At 42.8% G+C, this 16,790-nt stretch carries 16 protein-coding genes and 1 riboswitch; of the genes, 9 read left to right on the top strand and 7 right to left on the bottom strand.

From position 1 onward, the window contains the following. Window positions 1–30 precede the first annotated feature (30 nt). Together MTR11_RS07410 and MTR11_RS07405 are read left to right on the top strand one after the other, a co-directional pair. Window positions 31–396: a VOC family protein gene (locus MTR11_RS07410; RefSeq protein WP_005393412.1), complete on the top strand. Its 366-nt coding sequence runs from the start codon at window positions 31–33 to the stop codon at window positions 394–396. Window positions 397–496: 100 nt separating this feature from the next. Next, a complete protein-coding gene (locus tag MTR11_RS07405) occupies window positions 497–880 on the top strand; it encodes a hypothetical protein (RefSeq protein WP_005393414.1) in 384 nt (127 codons plus the stop codon). Between the two features lie 91 nt (window positions 881–971). On the opposite strand, the gene MTR11_RS07400 is transcribed toward MTR11_RS07405, so the two are convergent. Further along, entirely contained in the window at window positions 972–1,706 is a 735-nt protein-coding gene (locus MTR11_RS07400) for a hypothetical protein (RefSeq protein ID WP_046874891.1), read from the bottom strand. A gap of 31 nt (window positions 1,707–1,737) precedes the next feature. After that, window positions 1,738–1,896, bottom strand: a complete 159-nt coding sequence (locus MTR11_RS07395; RefSeq protein WP_005377784.1) for a hypothetical protein — start codon at window positions 1,894–1,896, stop codon at window positions 1,738–1,740. A 528-nt stretch (window positions 1,897–2,424) separates the two neighbouring features. Continuing rightward, a riboswitch (glycine riboswitch) is annotated at window positions 2,425–2,524 on the top strand. A gap of 122 nt (window positions 2,525–2,646) precedes the next feature. Between MTR11_RS07395 and MTR11_RS07390 the strand changes: the two genes are divergently transcribed. Then, window positions 2,647–4,023 carry an alanine/glycine:cation symporter family protein gene (locus MTR11_RS07390; RefSeq protein ID WP_006741605.1) on the top strand — a complete coding sequence of 459 codons (1,377 nt, stop codon included), beginning with the start codon at window positions 2,647–2,649 and terminating at the stop codon, window positions 4,021–4,023. 114 nt (window positions 4,024–4,137) lie between these two features. On the opposite strand, the gene MTR11_RS07385 is transcribed toward MTR11_RS07390, so the two are convergent. Beyond that, complete coding sequence (locus tag MTR11_RS07385) at window positions 4,138–4,704, bottom strand: hypothetical protein (protein WP_005393418.1); 567 nt, start codon at window positions 4,702–4,704, stop codon at window positions 4,138–4,140. Next, window positions 4,704–5,339, bottom strand: coding sequence for a LysE family translocator (locus tag MTR11_RS07380; RefSeq protein ID WP_005393419.1), 636 nt, complete (start codon window positions 5,337–5,339; stop codon window positions 4,704–4,706). The genes MTR11_RS07385 and MTR11_RS07380 overlap by 1 nt, the downstream gene beginning before the upstream one ends. Window positions 5,340–5,563: 224 nt before the next feature. Between MTR11_RS07380 and MTR11_RS07375 the strand changes: the two genes are divergently transcribed. Continuing rightward, a complete protein-coding gene (locus tag MTR11_RS07375) occupies window positions 5,564–7,036 on the top strand; it encodes a carboxypeptidase M32 (RefSeq protein WP_243327226.1) in 1,473 nt (490 codons plus the stop codon). A 70-nt stretch (window positions 7,037–7,106) separates the two neighbouring features. On the opposite strand, the gene MTR11_RS07370 is transcribed toward MTR11_RS07375, so the two are convergent. Then, a complete protein-coding gene (locus tag MTR11_RS07370; RefSeq protein ID WP_041853039.1) occupies window positions 7,107–8,057 on the bottom strand; it encodes an LpxL/LpxP family Kdo(2)-lipid IV(A) lauroyl/palmitoleoyl acyltransferase in 951 nt (316 codons plus the stop codon). A 696-nt stretch (window positions 8,058–8,753) separates the two neighbouring features. Here MTR11_RS07370 and MTR11_RS07365 point away from each other — a divergent pair. After that, a complete protein-coding gene (locus MTR11_RS07365; RefSeq protein ID WP_243327225.1) occupies window positions 8,754–10,181 on the top strand; it encodes an APC family permease in 1,428 nt (475 codons plus the stop codon). Between the two features lie 74 nt (window positions 10,182–10,255). On the opposite strand, the gene MTR11_RS07360 is transcribed toward MTR11_RS07365, so the two are convergent. Then, on the bottom strand, window positions 10,256–10,591 hold the full coding sequence (locus MTR11_RS07360; RefSeq protein WP_065646842.1) for a DMT family transporter: 336 nt from the start codon (window positions 10,589–10,591) through the stop codon (window positions 10,256–10,258). A gap of 173 nt (window positions 10,592–10,764) precedes the next feature. Then, window positions 10,765–11,151: a hypothetical protein gene (locus tag MTR11_RS07355; RefSeq protein ID WP_065646791.1), complete on the bottom strand. Its 387-nt coding sequence runs from the start codon at window positions 11,149–11,151 to the stop codon at window positions 10,765–10,767. Window positions 11,152–11,491: 340 nt separating this feature from the next. Between MTR11_RS07355 and metA the strand changes: the two genes are divergently transcribed. From metA to MTR11_RS07335, 4 genes are all read left to right on the top strand, one after another. After that, entirely contained in the window at window positions 11,492–12,433 is a 942-nt protein-coding gene (gene metA / locus MTR11_RS07350) for a homoserine O-acetyltransferase MetA (protein ID WP_006741610.1), read from the top strand. Window positions 12,434–12,611: 178 nt separating this feature from the next. After that, on the top strand, window positions 12,612–13,337 hold the full coding sequence (gene pilW, locus MTR11_RS07345; RefSeq protein ID WP_046874884.1) for a type IV pilus biogenesis/stability protein PilW: 726 nt from the start codon (window positions 12,612–12,614) through the stop codon (window positions 13,335–13,337). Between the two features lie 269 nt (window positions 13,338–13,606). Beyond that, the gene (locus MTR11_RS07340; protein WP_243327224.1) at window positions 13,607–14,536 is read left to right on the top strand and encodes a phosphate/phosphite/phosphonate ABC transporter substrate-binding protein; all 930 of its coding nucleotides are present in this window, start codon (window positions 13,607–13,609) and stop codon (window positions 14,534–14,536) included. Continuing rightward, window positions 14,536–16,695: a GGDEF domain-containing phosphodiesterase gene (locus MTR11_RS07335; protein ID WP_243327223.1), complete on the top strand. Its 2,160-nt coding sequence runs from the start codon at window positions 14,536–14,538 to the stop codon at window positions 16,693–16,695. The genes MTR11_RS07340 and MTR11_RS07335 overlap by 1 nt, the downstream gene beginning before the upstream one ends. Window positions 16,696–16,790: the final 95 nt, after the last annotated feature.

Below are 16,790 nucleotides of genomic sequence, written 5' to 3'. Positions count from 1 at the left end.
TCATACTTCTAGTAAATTGAGAAACAGACCATGCTAACTATCAATTCATTCGTCCTCTATGTTGAGGACATCCACGTAAGCCAAGCTTTTTACTCGAAACTGTTTGATTGTGAGGTCACGTTTTTGTCTCCAACATTTGCTTCTATGCCACTCGCAAATGGCTTAAAACTGACACTCAAGCAAAGTGATGTTCTTTCCCCTTCCAGCGACATCAAAGGTGGTGGCACCGAGTTATCATTTGCAGTGCGCAACCGCCATACGTTAGAGCACGTTTACAATAGTTGGAAAAACATGGGCGTTGAGTTTGCTCAACCACCAATGACTTCGGTGTATGGCTTAAATTTTGTGGCTACCGATCCGGATAAACATCGCATTCGCGTTTTCATTAGTGAATAAAAATGCGTTAAAAATGCTTTTTACCCATTCCCAATGTGACTTCAATAAATTAGACTCAGGGAAACATCAAAAGCTGCGTTGTATATAAGAAGGAATGCCCATGAGCTCAAGTATGATCCTTAGCGAATCTCTAATCGAGAGTGGAAGAGATATCCCCCTCAAAGAACTGCTTTACGCAAAGCGCGTGCTGGATAACTACATGGCGGTAGCAAAAGAGAGCAGCCCACTTGAGCTGTTGACAGAGATGAAATCGGCAGCAAAGCAAGTGGAATACTTTACCACTACGAGTAACCCGTGTGAGGCTCGTAATGTCATCAGTCAGATGATTGATAAAATCGACACCGCGGAATCTTTTGAGTCGTTCAAGGCTTTAGCAGGCAAGCCCTCACTAGCTCTCAATGAGCTGATTGAAGATCGCGCCCAACTGATTAAACATGAGCGAGAATTGCTGCTTGCTTCAGGCTATGACGCCTCGCGTATCTAAGAATAAACGTTAGCTCCCGAGTTTAAATCTAGCAACGAAAAAGGAGCTCTTAAAGAGCTCCTTTTACTTTCCAAAATCAGGTATAAAAGATCTAGAGGCCGATATCTTCAGTTATTGCTTTGATTTGCTTGAGATCCATTTTATAAACTTCAATCATTTGATCGACCTGACTTAGTCGTGAATTGGCTTCATCGTGTTTATCACACGCGTCCGATTTCACGTCCCAAGATTTACCTTCCAAAAATACATCACACTCTTTTTTGAGTTTCTCGATCTTAGGCAATAATTTCGCCCTTTCTTTCTCTAGGGACTCCAATTCTTGCGAAATTTTCAGCTCTTTTTGAAACACCTCGCGCGATCGTTCAAAGATAGTCGCTTGCATATCCGCTTGACGACTCAGCTTCTCATTTTCTGATTTTGTCGTATTGATCTTATCTGCCTGTTGTTTCAATTGAGACTCTAGCGACAGGTTAACTTTCTCGACCTCAGTCAATTGCTTTTGTAACTTCTTAAGCGCTTTCTCGTGCGCTTCATCTTTCGCTGCGAGCAGTTCAGTGACTTTATCTTGTATTTCTTGGTCGAGCGCTTCTTCGCGCACTTTTACTTGAGACACCAACTGCGTTTTATCTTGCGTCAACGCTTGGTATTTTTCTTCTAGCACATGATAAGTCGATTCCCACTTGTTCGCAGTGACAATCGATCCAACAAGGCCACCAAATGCTAATCCTAATACCGCAGCAATCGCGATATAGATATGAGTACGTTTGTCACGCTCTTCAATGACAACAACGTCGTCTTGTTCTTCCATCTTGTTCTGAGAACTCACCGTATACTACTCCAAGGACTCTTTTACTTTGCTAGCGGATCAATTCCGCAAACATAATCGATGCTGTATAAATCAGAAAGGCGCCAATTAATGTTATAACGGTCGCTTTTTGGACTTTTTCATTGGTTCGATAACGAAACAGCACAAATGCTACTGCAATCAACACCGCAATGGCTAATAATCTGGTCATACCGCCTCCTTGTCCACTCATGAAAAACTGCCTAGGTCCATAGACGGTTTCACAAAGATTTATTGTAACTCATTTATACGCCCCATAAGGTCAACTTAGCGTAGATTTTAAAATAAGTGCTCCGATTTTAATCAAATTTGTGTCCTTAATTGAATAACTTATGTCGTAATAATCGAAACACATTTATCGTTCTGAAGTGTGTTCTTGGTTCTATTCCCTAGCCCAATGAGTTTTGTTTATGCAGTTGCTCACACAAAAAACTTGGTAAACATAGCTTCGTGAAAATAAGTGGGGTTATTTCGTTGAAAATAAATTGACATAGGGTGTTGAAATGGACCAAAAACATGATAGAGTTCACACGTTAATGATGACCAGCATCATTAACTAACCTTTACTCATTTAATTGAGTAATTGTTCCGATGAAGACTGCAGGAGAGTGGTTATTAATCAAATTTTAACATTTGATTAGCATAACTCGCCGAAGAATTAACTATTTCAGGTGCTACCTAGGTAGCGGGGACTGTAGTTGGAGGAACCTCTGGAGAGAACCGTTAAATCGGTCGCCGAAGGAGCAAGTCTTGCACTCACGCAAGGTGAAACTCTCAGGCAAAAGGACAGAGGAGTGGAAAGTTACAACCTAACTATTTTGCTTGGCCTTCCCGCCTACAACCAATAGCTTAGTTCTTTTAGAGATCGTTGATCTCGTCCTTTCCCTCTTCTCCTTATTAGTTGTTTTATTAAGGGGAAATCATGAACGACCTACAATCTTTACTACAAACCATCGATAATTTTGTCTGGGGTCCACCACTGCTTATTTTGCTAGTGGGTACCGGTGTTTACTTCACTTTTAGCCTCGGCTTGATCCAGTTTAAACATCTCCCAACAGCGCTAGCGATGGTATTCAGTAAAGATAAGTCATCTGATAAACAAGGTGACGTTTCTAGCTTTGCAGCACTTTGTACTGCGCTCTCAGCAACGATTGGTACTGGTAACATTGTTGGTGTTGCCACCGCGATCAAACTTGGTGGACCAGGTGCCCTATTCTGGATGTGGCTCGCCGCCCTTTTCGGAATGGCGACTAAATACGCCGAATGTTTGTTAGCGGTTAAATACCGAAGAGTAGATGATAAAGGCCAAATGATTGGTGGCCCAATGTACTATCTGCAATACGGTGTTGGCTCAAAAGCTCTCGCGATCATGTTTGCAGTGTTTGCTTTGGGTGTTGCTTGTTTTGGTATTGGTACGTTTCCACAAGTAAACGCGATTCTGGATGCAAGTGAGATATCTCTCGGTGTTGACCGTGAGCTCTCTGCCTTTGTACTGACTCTTTTGGTTGCTTTCGTAACTTTGGGTGGCATCAAATCCATTGCTAACGTTGCAGGAAAAGTGGTTCCTACCATGGCTGTATTTTACGTGTTGGCGTGTTTAAGCGTGATCATCATGAATGCAGACCAATTGTTCAACGCCGTTGAATTAGTGTTGGTATCAGCATTTACATCAACAGCAGCGACTGGCGGTTTCTTAGGTGCAAGTATCATGCTGGCGATCCAATCAGGTATCGCTCGTGGCGTATTCTCAAACGAATCTGGTTTGGGTAGCGCGCCTATGGCAGCAGCGGCAGCGAAAACAGACTCTTGTGTGAAACAAGGCCTGATTTCAATGACAGGTACCTTCTTTGATACCATCATTATTTGTACCATGACGGGCCTAGCCTTGATCCTTACTGGCGCATGGCAAAGCGACTTTTCTGGTGCAGCAATGACGACTCATGCCTTTGCGGTAGGTTTGAATGCGGATACATTTGGCCCAATGCTGGTGTCAATTGGTTTGATGTTTTTTGCATTCACAACCATTCTTGGATGGAACTACTACGGTGAGCGTTGCGTTGTGTTCCTCTTTGGTACAAAAGCGGTGCTTCCTTATAAGCTGATTTTCGTTGGTTTGGTGGCATCAGGCGCGTTCCTCCATCTAGACATGATTTGGCTACTCGCCGATATCGTAAATGGTCTGATGGCGATTCCTAACCTAATCGGTTTGATCGCACTGCGTCACGTCGTGCTGGCAGAAACCAAGCTGTTCTTTAGCTCAGCATCGCAATCTGATGAAATTGAAGCAGTAAAAGCTTAGTGACATGACAAGTGTTCAGTAATGAACCGTCAATCGCTGAAAGTAAATTGGAAATGGTAAAAACATAAAGCCCGCTGGTATTCAGCGGGCTTTATTTTATCTTAAGCTAGCCGGTTAATCTCTCAACCATTGATGCTCAACCTTTTCTCCGCGTTCTTGAAAAAACTTCGCATTTTTTTGCTTGAATTGATCCGACTTCAGCTCTGATAGAGGCCAGTCTGAAAACGCCTCTGTTACGAACGAATCTCCAACCCCAACTTCAATCGATTCAAGATGCTTCCCGATGTAGCGATAAAAGTAGCTCTGCCCCAGTGCATCACAAACCATCGGCACATGTCTCATGCGTTGATGGTTGACGGATACTGAAGCCCAAGTTGTCGTTTTAGGTTCGCAGCTTTGCTCTTTTACAACATCAACTTCAAATTTATTGTCCATTGTTGTCGAGACAAAAACGACAATACCGTCATTCATATACACACGTCGAAGTAATAGCTGTTTCGTGTCTTGAGTTCGCGTCTGTTGTATTCCATTGGAAAATGGCTCGAAATAGCCCCAGTGCCAAGACCAGGTCATGCCACGTTGCGCAAACTGTACCTGTGGCCATGTCTGCCAAACAATGGCACCAACCACGCCAGTAATAAACACAACGAGCAATATCAAAAGGTGGTAAATATTGCGCATTACACGGGCTTTTCAATCAATAACTTTACGCCAAGTGCGACTAAGACAGCGCCCGTCGCCCCTTCCATCCACTTCATAAAGCTTGCATTCTTTAACAGGCTCTTAGCTGAGTTAAGTGCGCCAGCCAAACCACACTGCCAAACCATCGCAATAATAAAGTGCACGGATGCCATCATCATTGATTGAAGCAAAGGAGAACCTTCTGGATTCACAAACTGTGGCAAGAACGCCAAGTAGAAAACTGCCGTTTTTGGGTTCAAGACGTTAGAAAGAAAGCCCTCTCTAAAAGAGCGTTTGCCATTAAACACTTCATGAACCTGCTCAGTCACTGACAAACCATTCTTCGACGACATCAGGGCTTTTAAACTGCTCAGACCAAGCCAAATAAGATAAGCTGCACCAATCATTTTTACGATTTGGAACAACTCTGCAGATTGCGCCAGAATGGCCGAAATTCCAACCGCTGAAAAGAAAGCATGCACAAATAAGCCAAAGCAAATCCCTAAACTGGTTGTACATCCGTCTTTTAAACCCGCGCGACTGGTATTACGGATAACAAGGGCCGTATCTAAACCCGGCGTTAGCGTTAAAATAGTGATGGCAATAATAAATGCCTCAAAATTCAAGATATCCATATTATCGTGATAATTAATTGTTAATCCGTCATCAATACCGTCAATCCACGAGATTCGCAAGCTTCTTTTTTTAAGAGAGCTATACAACTGAGTGAATTTATGGACAATGAGTGACGATTAATTGTTAATTATTAGTAAATTAACGCAGGTTGTTTCGTGCAACTCGACGTAAAGGACCCGTTATCGGGTGTTTAGGGAAAGAACAAAAGAATAAGAGTAGTCACATGAAAGCATTTACAAAACTCATTGAACATTCCAAAAAAGTGGCAAACTTTGAGCACCTCTCTGCCATCATAGGTTGGGACCAAGCAGCGGTCATGCCATCTGGTGGCGCTGAAGCACGCTCCAATGCTATGGCAGAGCTTGATGTACACATCCACTCATTGATGACTCAGCCACACTTGGGCGAGCTTTTCGCTCAGGCAGAAGAAGAGACGCTATCTGCGAGTGAAAAGTCCATCCTACGAGAAATGAAACGTGAATGGCAACAAGCTAACTTGCTACCAGAATCATTAGTTCAAGCTCAATCTCTTGCTGGCTCCAAATGTGAACATACATGGCGTACGCAACGAGGAGAAAATGACTGGTCTGGCTTTGAAAAGAACTGGGCAGAAGTCGTCAAGCTATCGCAAGAAGAAGCGCAAATTAGAGCCGAAGCAAACGGCACAACGCCTTACGATGCCATGCTTGATATTTATGAACCAGGCACAACGTCTGCATCGTTAGACGCGCTTTTTGCTGACGTAAAAACGTGGCTACCTTCCTTGATAGACGAAGCGCTTGAAAAACAGCAATCAGACAACATCTTATTGCCAACTGCGCACTACCCTGCGGAAAAACAAAAAGCACTAGGGCTGGAAGTCATGAAGCTACTTCAATTCGATTTTGAACACGGTCGGCTTGATGAAAGTGTCCATCCATTTTGTGGCGGTGTGCCAACAGATGTGCGTATTACAACACGTTATGATGAAAGCGAGTTTGTCCAATCATTGATGGGGATCGTCCACGAAACTGGCCATGCCCGATACGAGCAAGGACTACCAAAAAATTTAGCAGGAACGCCAGCTGGTCAAGCCCGCTCTATGGGAATTCATGAGTCACAATCGCTCTTCTTTGAAATGCAAATAGGACGAAACAACGCATTTATCGACCACCTTGCTCACATGGCTTCCAAGCATTTTTCTGGGGATGAATTTGAAAAAGACAATCTAGCCAAAATCTACACTCGCGTAGAGAAAGGCTTTATTCGCGTAGATGCGGACGAATTAACATACCCTGCCCACGTTATTCTTCGATATGAGATTGAACGTGATCTTATGAACGGTGCCATCAAGCATACAGACGTACCAGAGCTCTGGAACGAAAAAATGAAAGCGTATTTGGGGCTCTCAACGGAAGGGAATTTCAAAAACGGTTGTATGCAGGACATTCATTGGACGGATGGAAGTTTTGGATATTTCCCGTCCTACACTCTCGGTGCGATGTACGCAGCCCAATTCATGGCCGCAATGAAGCAAACGGTAGATGTGGACGCGGTTATTCGCTCTGGCGATCTGACGCCGATATTCGATTGGCTGTCGAAGAACATCTGGAGTAAAGGCAGCGTATTAACAACAGATGATCTCGTAAGAGAAGCAACGGGTGAAACACTAAATGCTAAGCACTTCCAAGCGCACCTAAAAGGCCGCTACCTGTAAATAGAAAAAGAATAGAACGTAAAAGCCCAAGGTTCGTATGTTCCTTGGGCTTTTTTAGGCTCTTTCTATACTATGCCAAGCTAGGGATAAGCCTTGGCTTGTACAAACAATCCTCGCCTTCAGGTCTGGTTTTAAACCGACGGTGAAGCCACATATATTGACTCGGACTTGCCATGATTGACGTTTCAACTATCTTATTCACGAAAACTGCCGCACCTTGAGGATCTTCTTTCGGGAAACCGTCGACTGGCGCACTAATCGTCAAGGTATAGTGTCCGTCTTTTCCTCTTACCATCGTAAAAGGCACGATGGCACAATCTGTCGAATCAACCAGCAGACTTGTACCTGTCGTCGTGCAAGCATTTTTAACGGCAAATAATGGCGCAAACGTTGAGCGTCGGTTTCCATAATCATGATCCGGTGCATACCAGACCCGCTCTCCCGTTCTAAGCGCTTCAAGCATGGCTTTAACGTTCTTGCGGTCAATAAGTGTACGATTAGAGCGAGAACGACCCTTGTATTGAAAGTAATCAAAACACGGATTGTTGTTTGGACGATAAACACCAGTTCCAGACTTTTTAATGCCAAAAGCACGAGCACCTAACTCTAAGTTCATCGAGTGTACGGCCAACATTAATGCCCCTTTGCCTGATTTTTCTAAAGCCTCGAGGTGCTCCATTCCTTTTATCGTAACGTGTTTGTTTACCCGTTTATCAGACCAAAACCATGCCATCGCCGTCTCAAATAGCGCAATACCTGTATTGTCGATATTGTCTTTTAAAATTGCTTCGCGTTGGCATTCTTCCATCTGAGGAAAGCAAAGCTCAAGATTGCGCCTAATCGTAACTTGACGTTTTTTCATGATTCGCATAGCTAAACGGCCAATGCCACGTCCTAATGCTAACTGAACTTTGAAAGGAAGGAGACTGAGTAAGTACATCACGCTGATGATAATTAAGGTTCCCCAGTAACGAGGCAAAAGAAATTCAGCCTTGAATTCAGGCTTTTGGTATTTATTCATGTGAGTATTGTCAGATGTGCCCATCTATAAGTGATAAAAACAATGATAATGGACTGCACTTTTATCATTGATAGCGCTAATAACATAAATTAAAGCGCGCGGATTCTATGGTTCTTCGACACACTACACAATAAGAACTTTGCAGAAATATGTAGGGGGATGAAAAAGCAGCAAAGATGAATCACCACGTTAACATCGATTGGAGTGATTAATCTACCGCACTTTCATAAAGTTTGGACAAACATAACTTTGTGTTTTCAATGCGCTAGATAATGGTGTTTTTTTAACCCCATAATGCAGCTATCATGAAAATAACAATAAACATGATAACCATTACCCTGAACAAGTAAGACAACTTTCCGGTGCCACCTTTTGGCGCTTTGTTACAGCATCCCATTGTGTTTCTCCATCGTTTCATTTCGATATGGCGTTAATGTACTCCTTGACCTTAGGGGAAAGTCAAACCTTTACCTAAAGGTTCTAATTTATCGCTATAAGTGTTTATTTATCCGACATATCACTCGTTTATATCCCATGGAAATAAAGCGCGTTGTTTTCAGCTCATTTTCGGATAAATACATACCGTTTTTCGCTATATACCCACTATTTATGAGGAATCTACAATACGCGAGTCTTACTTGTAGCACGCTACTTTTACAACCTAGAAGCTGTGCGCTCATCCATTAAAGGTATCGAATGAGCAATATCGTTAAATCCGCCGTTAAATTGAGTGTTTTCTCTATCATCATGATCACCGTAACTTCGGTCGACAGCATAAGGAACATTCCTGGGGCGGCTTTGTTTGGTAGCCATGCCATCTCTTTCTTCTTACTTGCTGGACTTTGTTTTTTTGTCCCTACAGCGCTAGTGTGTGCTGAACTAAGTACCACTTATCCAGAGCAAGGTGGTGTATATCTTTGGGGCAAAGAAACACTAGGGCCAAACTTTGGCTTTGCCACCGTGTGGTATCAATACGCTGAAAATATTGTTTACTATCCACCTTTAATTTCATTCATTGTTGCAACGGGGGCCTACCCTTTTTTCCCAGACCTGGCGCAAAACAACATGTTTATGTTGGTGATGATTAATGTGATTTTTTGGGCGTTAACTTTAGTTAATATCTTTGGCTTGCGCCTCTCTTCCCTGATTACAAATGTATTCGGCACCCTAGGTTTGATATTTCCGATTCTATTGATTATCGGATTAGGCGGGTACTGGGCGTATACCCATCCTGGTGAGTCTCATATCTCGCTTCGCCACGTATCTGACTGGTTGCCGGACCTTTCTCAAGATGGGATCGGAGCGGGTTTTACTGCGGTAGTTCTGTCACTTACAGGCCTTGAAATCACGACCTCTTATGCAAGCGAAGTCGAAAATCCGCAAAGAGCCTATCCCAAAGCTCTGCTGATCTCCACAATCTTAATCTTGGTTTCTCTGACGGCGTGCTCACTGTCCATTTCTTCGGTCGTCTCAAGTGACCATTCTAGTTTGAGTGAAGGAGTGATACTTGCCTTCAAAGCTTTTTTTGATGATCTGCACCTCTCATTCCTGCTTCCTGTCATTGCCCTTGCTATTGTTTTTGGCACGCTTGCAAGCCTGAATAACTGGATAATCGCCCCGACTAAAAGTCTGCATGTTGCCGCAAAAGATAGTTTCATGCCGATGTCGCTCGCCAAAGAAAACCGCAACCAAGCCCCCGTCTCATTGTTGCTCTTGCAAGGCGCGATTGTTAGCGTGCTCTCTTTGGTTTTCATTTTTGTTCCAAACGTCAATCAAGGCATGTGGCTATTGAATATCCTGATGACTCAGCTCTATATGGTGATGTACATCTGTATTTTTGTTAGCTTTTTGGTCTCACGCTACAAACACGCAGATATTGAGCGCCCATTTCGAATTGCGGGCGGAAAAATAGGAATGTGTTTAGTGGCAGGATTAGGCTTGATGAGTTGCTTGGTGACGATTGTTGTATCTTTTGACGTACCAGCAGGAATTAGCGCAAAAACTGGGGCATATGCACTGATATTAGGGTTTATCACATTTAGCCTCCCAGCGTTCGCCGCCGTGATGTATCGCAATCGAAAACATCGTCAACAAAGCAAAATTCTTGAGGTACTAGTAAGTTAACTATTGGATTGACATTAAAAAGCCGCAGCAATTTCTCGCTACGGCTTTTTATTTGGCATCACAAGTTGTGTTAGTTATCCGTGTCCTACAGTCTTGGATAACAGGTTAACAATCATCACACCAGTGAGGATAAACCCAATGCCAACAAGCGCCGGCAAATCTAGCCGCTGTCCATAAACAAAGTAGCCAACCGTCGCAACTAAAACAATACCCGCCCCACTCCATATGGCGTAAACAACCCCAACAGGCATCGTTTTTACCGTGACGGAAAGCAAGAAGAAAGCAATGCCGTAACCAATCAGAACGACTGTACTCGGCATCATTTTCGTAAATTGCTCTGTTTTGGGAATATAGGAAGTGGCAATCACTTCACATACAATCGCGATCGACAGCGCCAACATTGGCGGCATAGAGACAAGCATTTTGAACATAAGGCATTAACGCTCAACAGAAATGTAACCGACAACACGTCCGGATAATTAGGTCGCGCATTATACCCAACTCATCTCTCGATGGAATACCTCTTACTCAAGCGGCTTCAAAATGCAGGATTCACAGCGTGATCACTTGAATATAGAGACATTCACACGCCATCGCTTTCACTCACTTCTTGATGAGTAAGCGACAGGCCTGCTTTTTGGTGCTGCCGAGCAATTTCAAAGTAGATGTGCATATCAATTGGCTCTGGTGTATTGAGCAGCATCTTGCCCACTTCTCGTTGAAAGTGACCATAATTACCTAACTCATCCGTCAACCCTAACTGCTCGTAAGAAGGTTCATTGGCAAACATTCCATAGGCATACTGATAATGACTTAGATCCTTGCTCTTATCATAACCAAGCTCTTGAAGGGCTTGATCAATTTCTTTCGGCGTATAAGTGTCTTTATCGCCAAACAAGCGCAATAGTACGCTAGGAACCTCTTGAGCGATGCTCTGAATTTTTGTCTTTCTTTTAAAAATACCGAACATAATGTCCTCCACTGACGATGTTTCCAAATACACACTTTAATGCATATTGGTGAGCTGATTGTTTTTAGTATGGCTCATTAATCTGAGACTTCCTTACAACGAAGTCACTTTCGCATATTAACGTGATCACATAATTACCAGCAAATAGTACGAACAGCGTTTCAAACATATCTCATCAGAAACTCCGCTCTAGTCACAATTGTGTGACAGCTTCGAGCTCGGTTTACCATAATGTAAAGAGTAGATTGAAAAGTCATATTTCGTATCGACATCTAAACTTAATTAAGTTAGCTTTAGAAGTATAGACGTCTAGATTGACTATACTTAGGGAGAGAAAGTCGTGCCAATTAGAATTCCAGATCAATTACCAGCCACCGATGTGCTAAGGACAGAGAACATCTTCGTAATGAGTGAAACGCGTGCTGCGAGTCAGGAAATACGTCCTTTACGAGTGCTGATCCTGAATCTGATGCCCAAAAAAATAGAAACTGAAACTCAGTTTTTGCGTCTACTCTCAAACAGCCCATTACAAGTCAATGTCGAGTTATTGCGCATTGATAACCGCCCAAGCAAAAATACGCCAACCGAACATTTGGATACTTTTTATCGTCAATTTGAAATGGTGAGAGATAAAAATTTCGATGGCATGATCATTACTGGTGCCCCACTAGGTTTGGTTCAATTTGAAGATGTCATTTATTGGGACCACCTAAAAACCATCATGGAATGGGCAAAAGATCATGTGACATCGACTCTTTATGTCTGCTGGGCAGCACAAGCAGGGCTGAAGTTGCTCTACGATCTACCTAAAAAAACGCGTAAAGAAAAACTTTCAGGCGTGTACCATCACCAGATTCATCATCAATTCCATCCTATGTTACGTGGGTTTGATGACACATTTTTAGCGCCTCATTCACGCTATGCCGACTTTTCACCTCACTTTTTAGAAGAACATACCGACTTAGACATCCTAGCCACATCGGATGTTGCAGGTGTTTACTTAGCTACAACAAAAGACAAGAGAAATGTGTTTGTTACTGGGCATCCTGAATACGATTCGCATACCTTACATAACGAATATATCCGCGATTTAAGCGAAGGCATGGAACCAGCCATTCCCGTCAACTACTATCCAAACAACAATCCTGATAATCCACCAATTGCCAGTTGGAGAAGTCATGGACATCTCCTCTTTTTAAACTGGCTGAACTACTGCGTTTACCAGCAAACACCTTATGATCTTGATCACTTCAGTGAAGACGCTTTTACTAAAGACGATTAACCTCAAAGCACGCAAACAAAGCGCTTATGATGCCTAAATGTAATATGTGAACCAAGCCGCCATATGGCGGCTTTTTCATACCAGTTTGCAAACCTGATCGCATAGTGTTTTTTCCTCCATAGGCTTTTGCTACGTAATTCATATCATGCTGGGAGATTCAGGGATGTAGGGACAAAGAATGAAAACAACAAAGCTCGGTGCACTACTATTAATGTCTCAGTTTGCACTTGTGGGCTGCGTGACGGTGAAAGAAGATGGTAGTCCTGTCGTTAAAGCCGATCCTGTAGCAATGGCAGAATCACGTATCGCACTTGGCCTAGGTTATTTAGAAGGCGGCAATATGATTCGCGCGCATGATAACTTGCAACAAGCCTTAACCCACGCACCTCAATACTATCGTGCTCAGTTATCGATGGCTCACTACTATGAAACGGTTGGTGAAGATGCTAAAGCCGAGCAAATGTATAAACGCTCTCTACGCCAACACACCAAAAACGGTAACGTGCTCAATAACTACGGCACCTTTCTTTGCAAGCGGGGTGACTTCGAGAAAGCCGATCAAATGTTTAATCGAGCCATTGAGCAGCCTTATTACTATCTCATTCCGGCCAGTTATGAAAACGCCGCATTTTGCGCGTTGAAGTCACAAGATAAAGACAAAGCGAAATACTACTTCGCCCGAGCTATTGATCATGACCCTCATAGGCCAAAATCTATTTTGCAGCTAGCCAAGCTAGAAATTGATAGCGGCAATTACACTGAAGCCAGAATTCGATTAATGAGATTTAATCAAATGTATGGCGTTAAGAAACCCTCTTTACAGCTCATGATTCAACTTGAACGTGCAGCAGGTAATGAAGCACTCGAGAAAAAATATCAAAAGCAATTGGAGAGATTTTCTTAACACGACATCATGATAAAGAAGGTGTACTCGCTCACAGACACTACTGAACTTGACTAAGAATCCAGTGAATTAAAACCCACGGTGAAACATTCATCCTGTACATAAACTTCAAATTCGGTACTATTTGAACGGAATAAGTGACCAAGTCACGTTATAAAAGTGCGCTAGTAAAACGAAATTTGTACATCATACTGTTTCTACTATTGATTTGGGGCGCATTGATAAATGCTAAATATTACTGACATGCACCAGAAGGAAGTTGAAGCCGGATGAAACCTGCCTGCACTCTGTTATCACTCACTTTGCTGAGTTCGCCTTTTGTCGTCAGTGCACAAGAAAATATTGAAAAAACATTCACGTTTGGCATTGTTTCCAATAAAGCTCAAAGCAAAATCAAAAAGTCGACGCCTTTTACGCAGTACGTGACCAATGGTTTGGCCGGATACGGATACACCAAGGGTGCTGTAAAAGTATTTAAAAATTATCGCCAGCTCGCGGTGGCACTTGAAAATGGCACCGTTCAAATTGCAACAGCCACCCCCTTCAATGCAATGACCCTCGAGGCAGAGTCTGGCAGCCAAGTCATTGCCATACGCTGGAAAAAAGGTTTACAAAAATATCATACGGTATTCTTTACCCACAAAGAGAGTGGTATCGAGTCGATTTCTGATCTGCGCGGAAAAACACTTGTTTTTGAAAAGCGTACTTCTACCAGCAGCTATTACTTACCCGCTATTACACTGCTTAATCAAGGGGAGAAATTAGAATACCTCCCCTCCTCTGATGATAAACCAGCCAAAGATAGTATTGGATATTTATTCCTTGACGAGCACTTGGCTCAATCAAATGAAATCAACCTTTCAGTATGGGTGTATAAGCAGAGAGTCGCAGCAGGAGCGTTCAGCAATTTCAATTGGAGAAACCCTAAAGATCTTCCAGAAAGCATGAAAGACAAACTAACGATTTTCGCTCGCTCGGTAGAAATACCTAGAGACTTAATTCTCGCCTCTCCGACCTTAAGCCAAGATCAGCAACATAAAATCACGTCAATATTGCTCGGTATGGAGGCATCTCAGCAAGGTGCCCTAGCACTTAAACAGTTCCAAAACACGAAAAAGATCACCGCTCTAACGCCAGAAATGTCCGCGTCCTTAAATACCGTTCGAACATCTATTCACTTGTTACCGAAGGTGGATTGATGTTCCATAAACTCTCACTCGAAACTAAATACATTTGCTCGACCATTTTTGTTGTCCTGTTTGTCGTAGTGATAAACCTCGCACTATATATGCATGGTTACGATACGTACTCAAATAACTTAACCCGCCAAATCACCGAGAACTCACAAGAAAAAACAGAGTCTTACGTCAAGCAAAAAGGATTGGTTTACGCAGAGTTATTATCAAAACAACTTTTTGACCCACTCTATACGGATAATATCAGCCAAGCGTACGAGCAAATTAAAGCGACATTAAGCCAACCAGATGTCTCGAAGATACACGTTGTTGATAATGAAGGGCTAATCTTTCACGACGGTACGACTCAGCTGAGTATGTTTGCCCAGCCTCATTACCGTTCTCGCTTTATTTTAAAAGCAATAGAAGAGTCTAGAATTCTCATTTCTTTTTCTAATCATCAATTAGAAATTGCGGCACCGATTCAGCAATCGAATATCACACTGGGCGCAGTGTATCTTGAACTCAACCTAGCACATCTATTAGAAGAGAAAGAACAAAACATTGATCAAGTACAAGCGCTTACCTCAAACGATAAGCAAAAGATGTTTAACTTGCTGCTCACGATCAGTGCGATATCCGTTCTGCTCGGAAGTGCCATCGCGTATGCTTTGGGTCGCTCATTAATAAAACCACTCAAACAACTTAAAGAACAATTTACAGAGTCAAATACTCAAGCACTACCAATCACTGATATAAAAAGTAAAGATGAAGTGGGTGATCTTATTTCGGCGTATAACAAAATGTCGAACAAAGTGAACCGATACACAAGCCGGGTGGCGTTCATGGCGTATCACGACATTCTTACCTCCCTGCCTAACCGAGAAAAGTTACTCATTGATATCCAAAAGCAAATAACGAACCGCAGATCCCCCTCACTCGCGGTTGTTTTTATTGATCTGGATGACTTTAAACATATTAACGATAACTACGGGCATAGCATCGGGGATAAATTGCTAGGTCATCTCGCCTCAGAACTTCAAGGTCGTTTGCCGAGTTACTTCCAGCCTCTTTACCGTCTTTCAACCATCGTAAGCCGAGTCGGCGCTGACGAATTTGTGCTGGTCTTTCCATGCAAAGACAGCCTCCACGCTAGAGAAAAAGCGGACGAGATTCATCGCCAATTGCTTTCTCCTTTTAATTTGGAAGAGAACGATATTCAAATTACGGCAAGCCTTGGAGTAGCGGTGTATCCGGAATTTGGCTCAAACGCAGAGTCTCTTTTACAACTCTCCTCACTGGCGGCGCAAGAATCTAAACGACGCGGCAAAGATATCATGACGATATACGATTCCGCGTTTGATGAGACCGTGAAGCAGCGCTTATACATAGAAAAGGAACTGCGCCGCTCAATACGTGATTTATCTCAGTTCGAGCTTTGGTATCAACCCCAGTTCGACCTCAACACCTACCAGTTGATTGGTGTCGAAGCATTGGTTAGGTGGAATCACCCGGAGAAGGGTTATATCAGCCCAGAATTATTTATCCCGATTGCAGAACAAAGTGACTTAATTTTAGAGCTTGGTGAATACCTCATCGAGACAGCAATTAGCCAGCGAGCACAATGGGCGAATCATTTCGCTGCTGATTTTCATATCGCATTAAATTTGTCTCCTAGGCAGATCTACCGCCAAGATTTAAGTCAGCTCTTTTCGAAATATTTACAACAATATCAAGTCCCCCCTCAAACCATTCATGTTGAAGTGACAGAGTCTCTGTTTATTGATGATATTGAGAAAGCGCAGTACGTGCTCAAAAAATTACAAGCTAACGGCGTAGAAGTGTGGCTAGATGATTTTGGAACTGGGTACTCTGCCCTCGCCTACCTACAACAAATGTCGTTTGATGGGCTTAAAATTGACCGTTCATTTATCGCTCAAATCCAAAAAAATGAACAAGATGATTCATTAGTCCGTGCGATTATATCCATGGCTCATAACCTAAGAATGAGAGTGGTAGCTGAAGGCATAGAAACCCAGACCCAACTAACAAGGATGGAATCACTTCACTGCGACGTTGTGCAAGGCTTTTTCTTGGGTAGACCAGTGCCGGCAGAAGAAATCATAGAGTTTGAGCAACAACGCCAAGCAATAGATGACTCAACCGCCAGCAACTATGCTTAACTGAATAATTTATCGCGTTCATTTAATTAAAGGGGATTCGTTCTGCAATATTGGTCACACTTCGCCATCTCGCAAGTATGAATTTCCTCTTAAAA

The organism is Vibrio sp. CCB-PB317 (assembly GCF_022808245.1).
Taxonomy (GTDB): domain Bacteria; phylum Pseudomonadota; class Gammaproteobacteria; order Enterobacterales; family Vibrionaceae; genus Vibrio; species Vibrio diabolicus.
The sequence above is the reverse complement of the archived record's forward strand: the minus strand, read 5'-3'. Positions and strand labels throughout refer to the sequence as shown.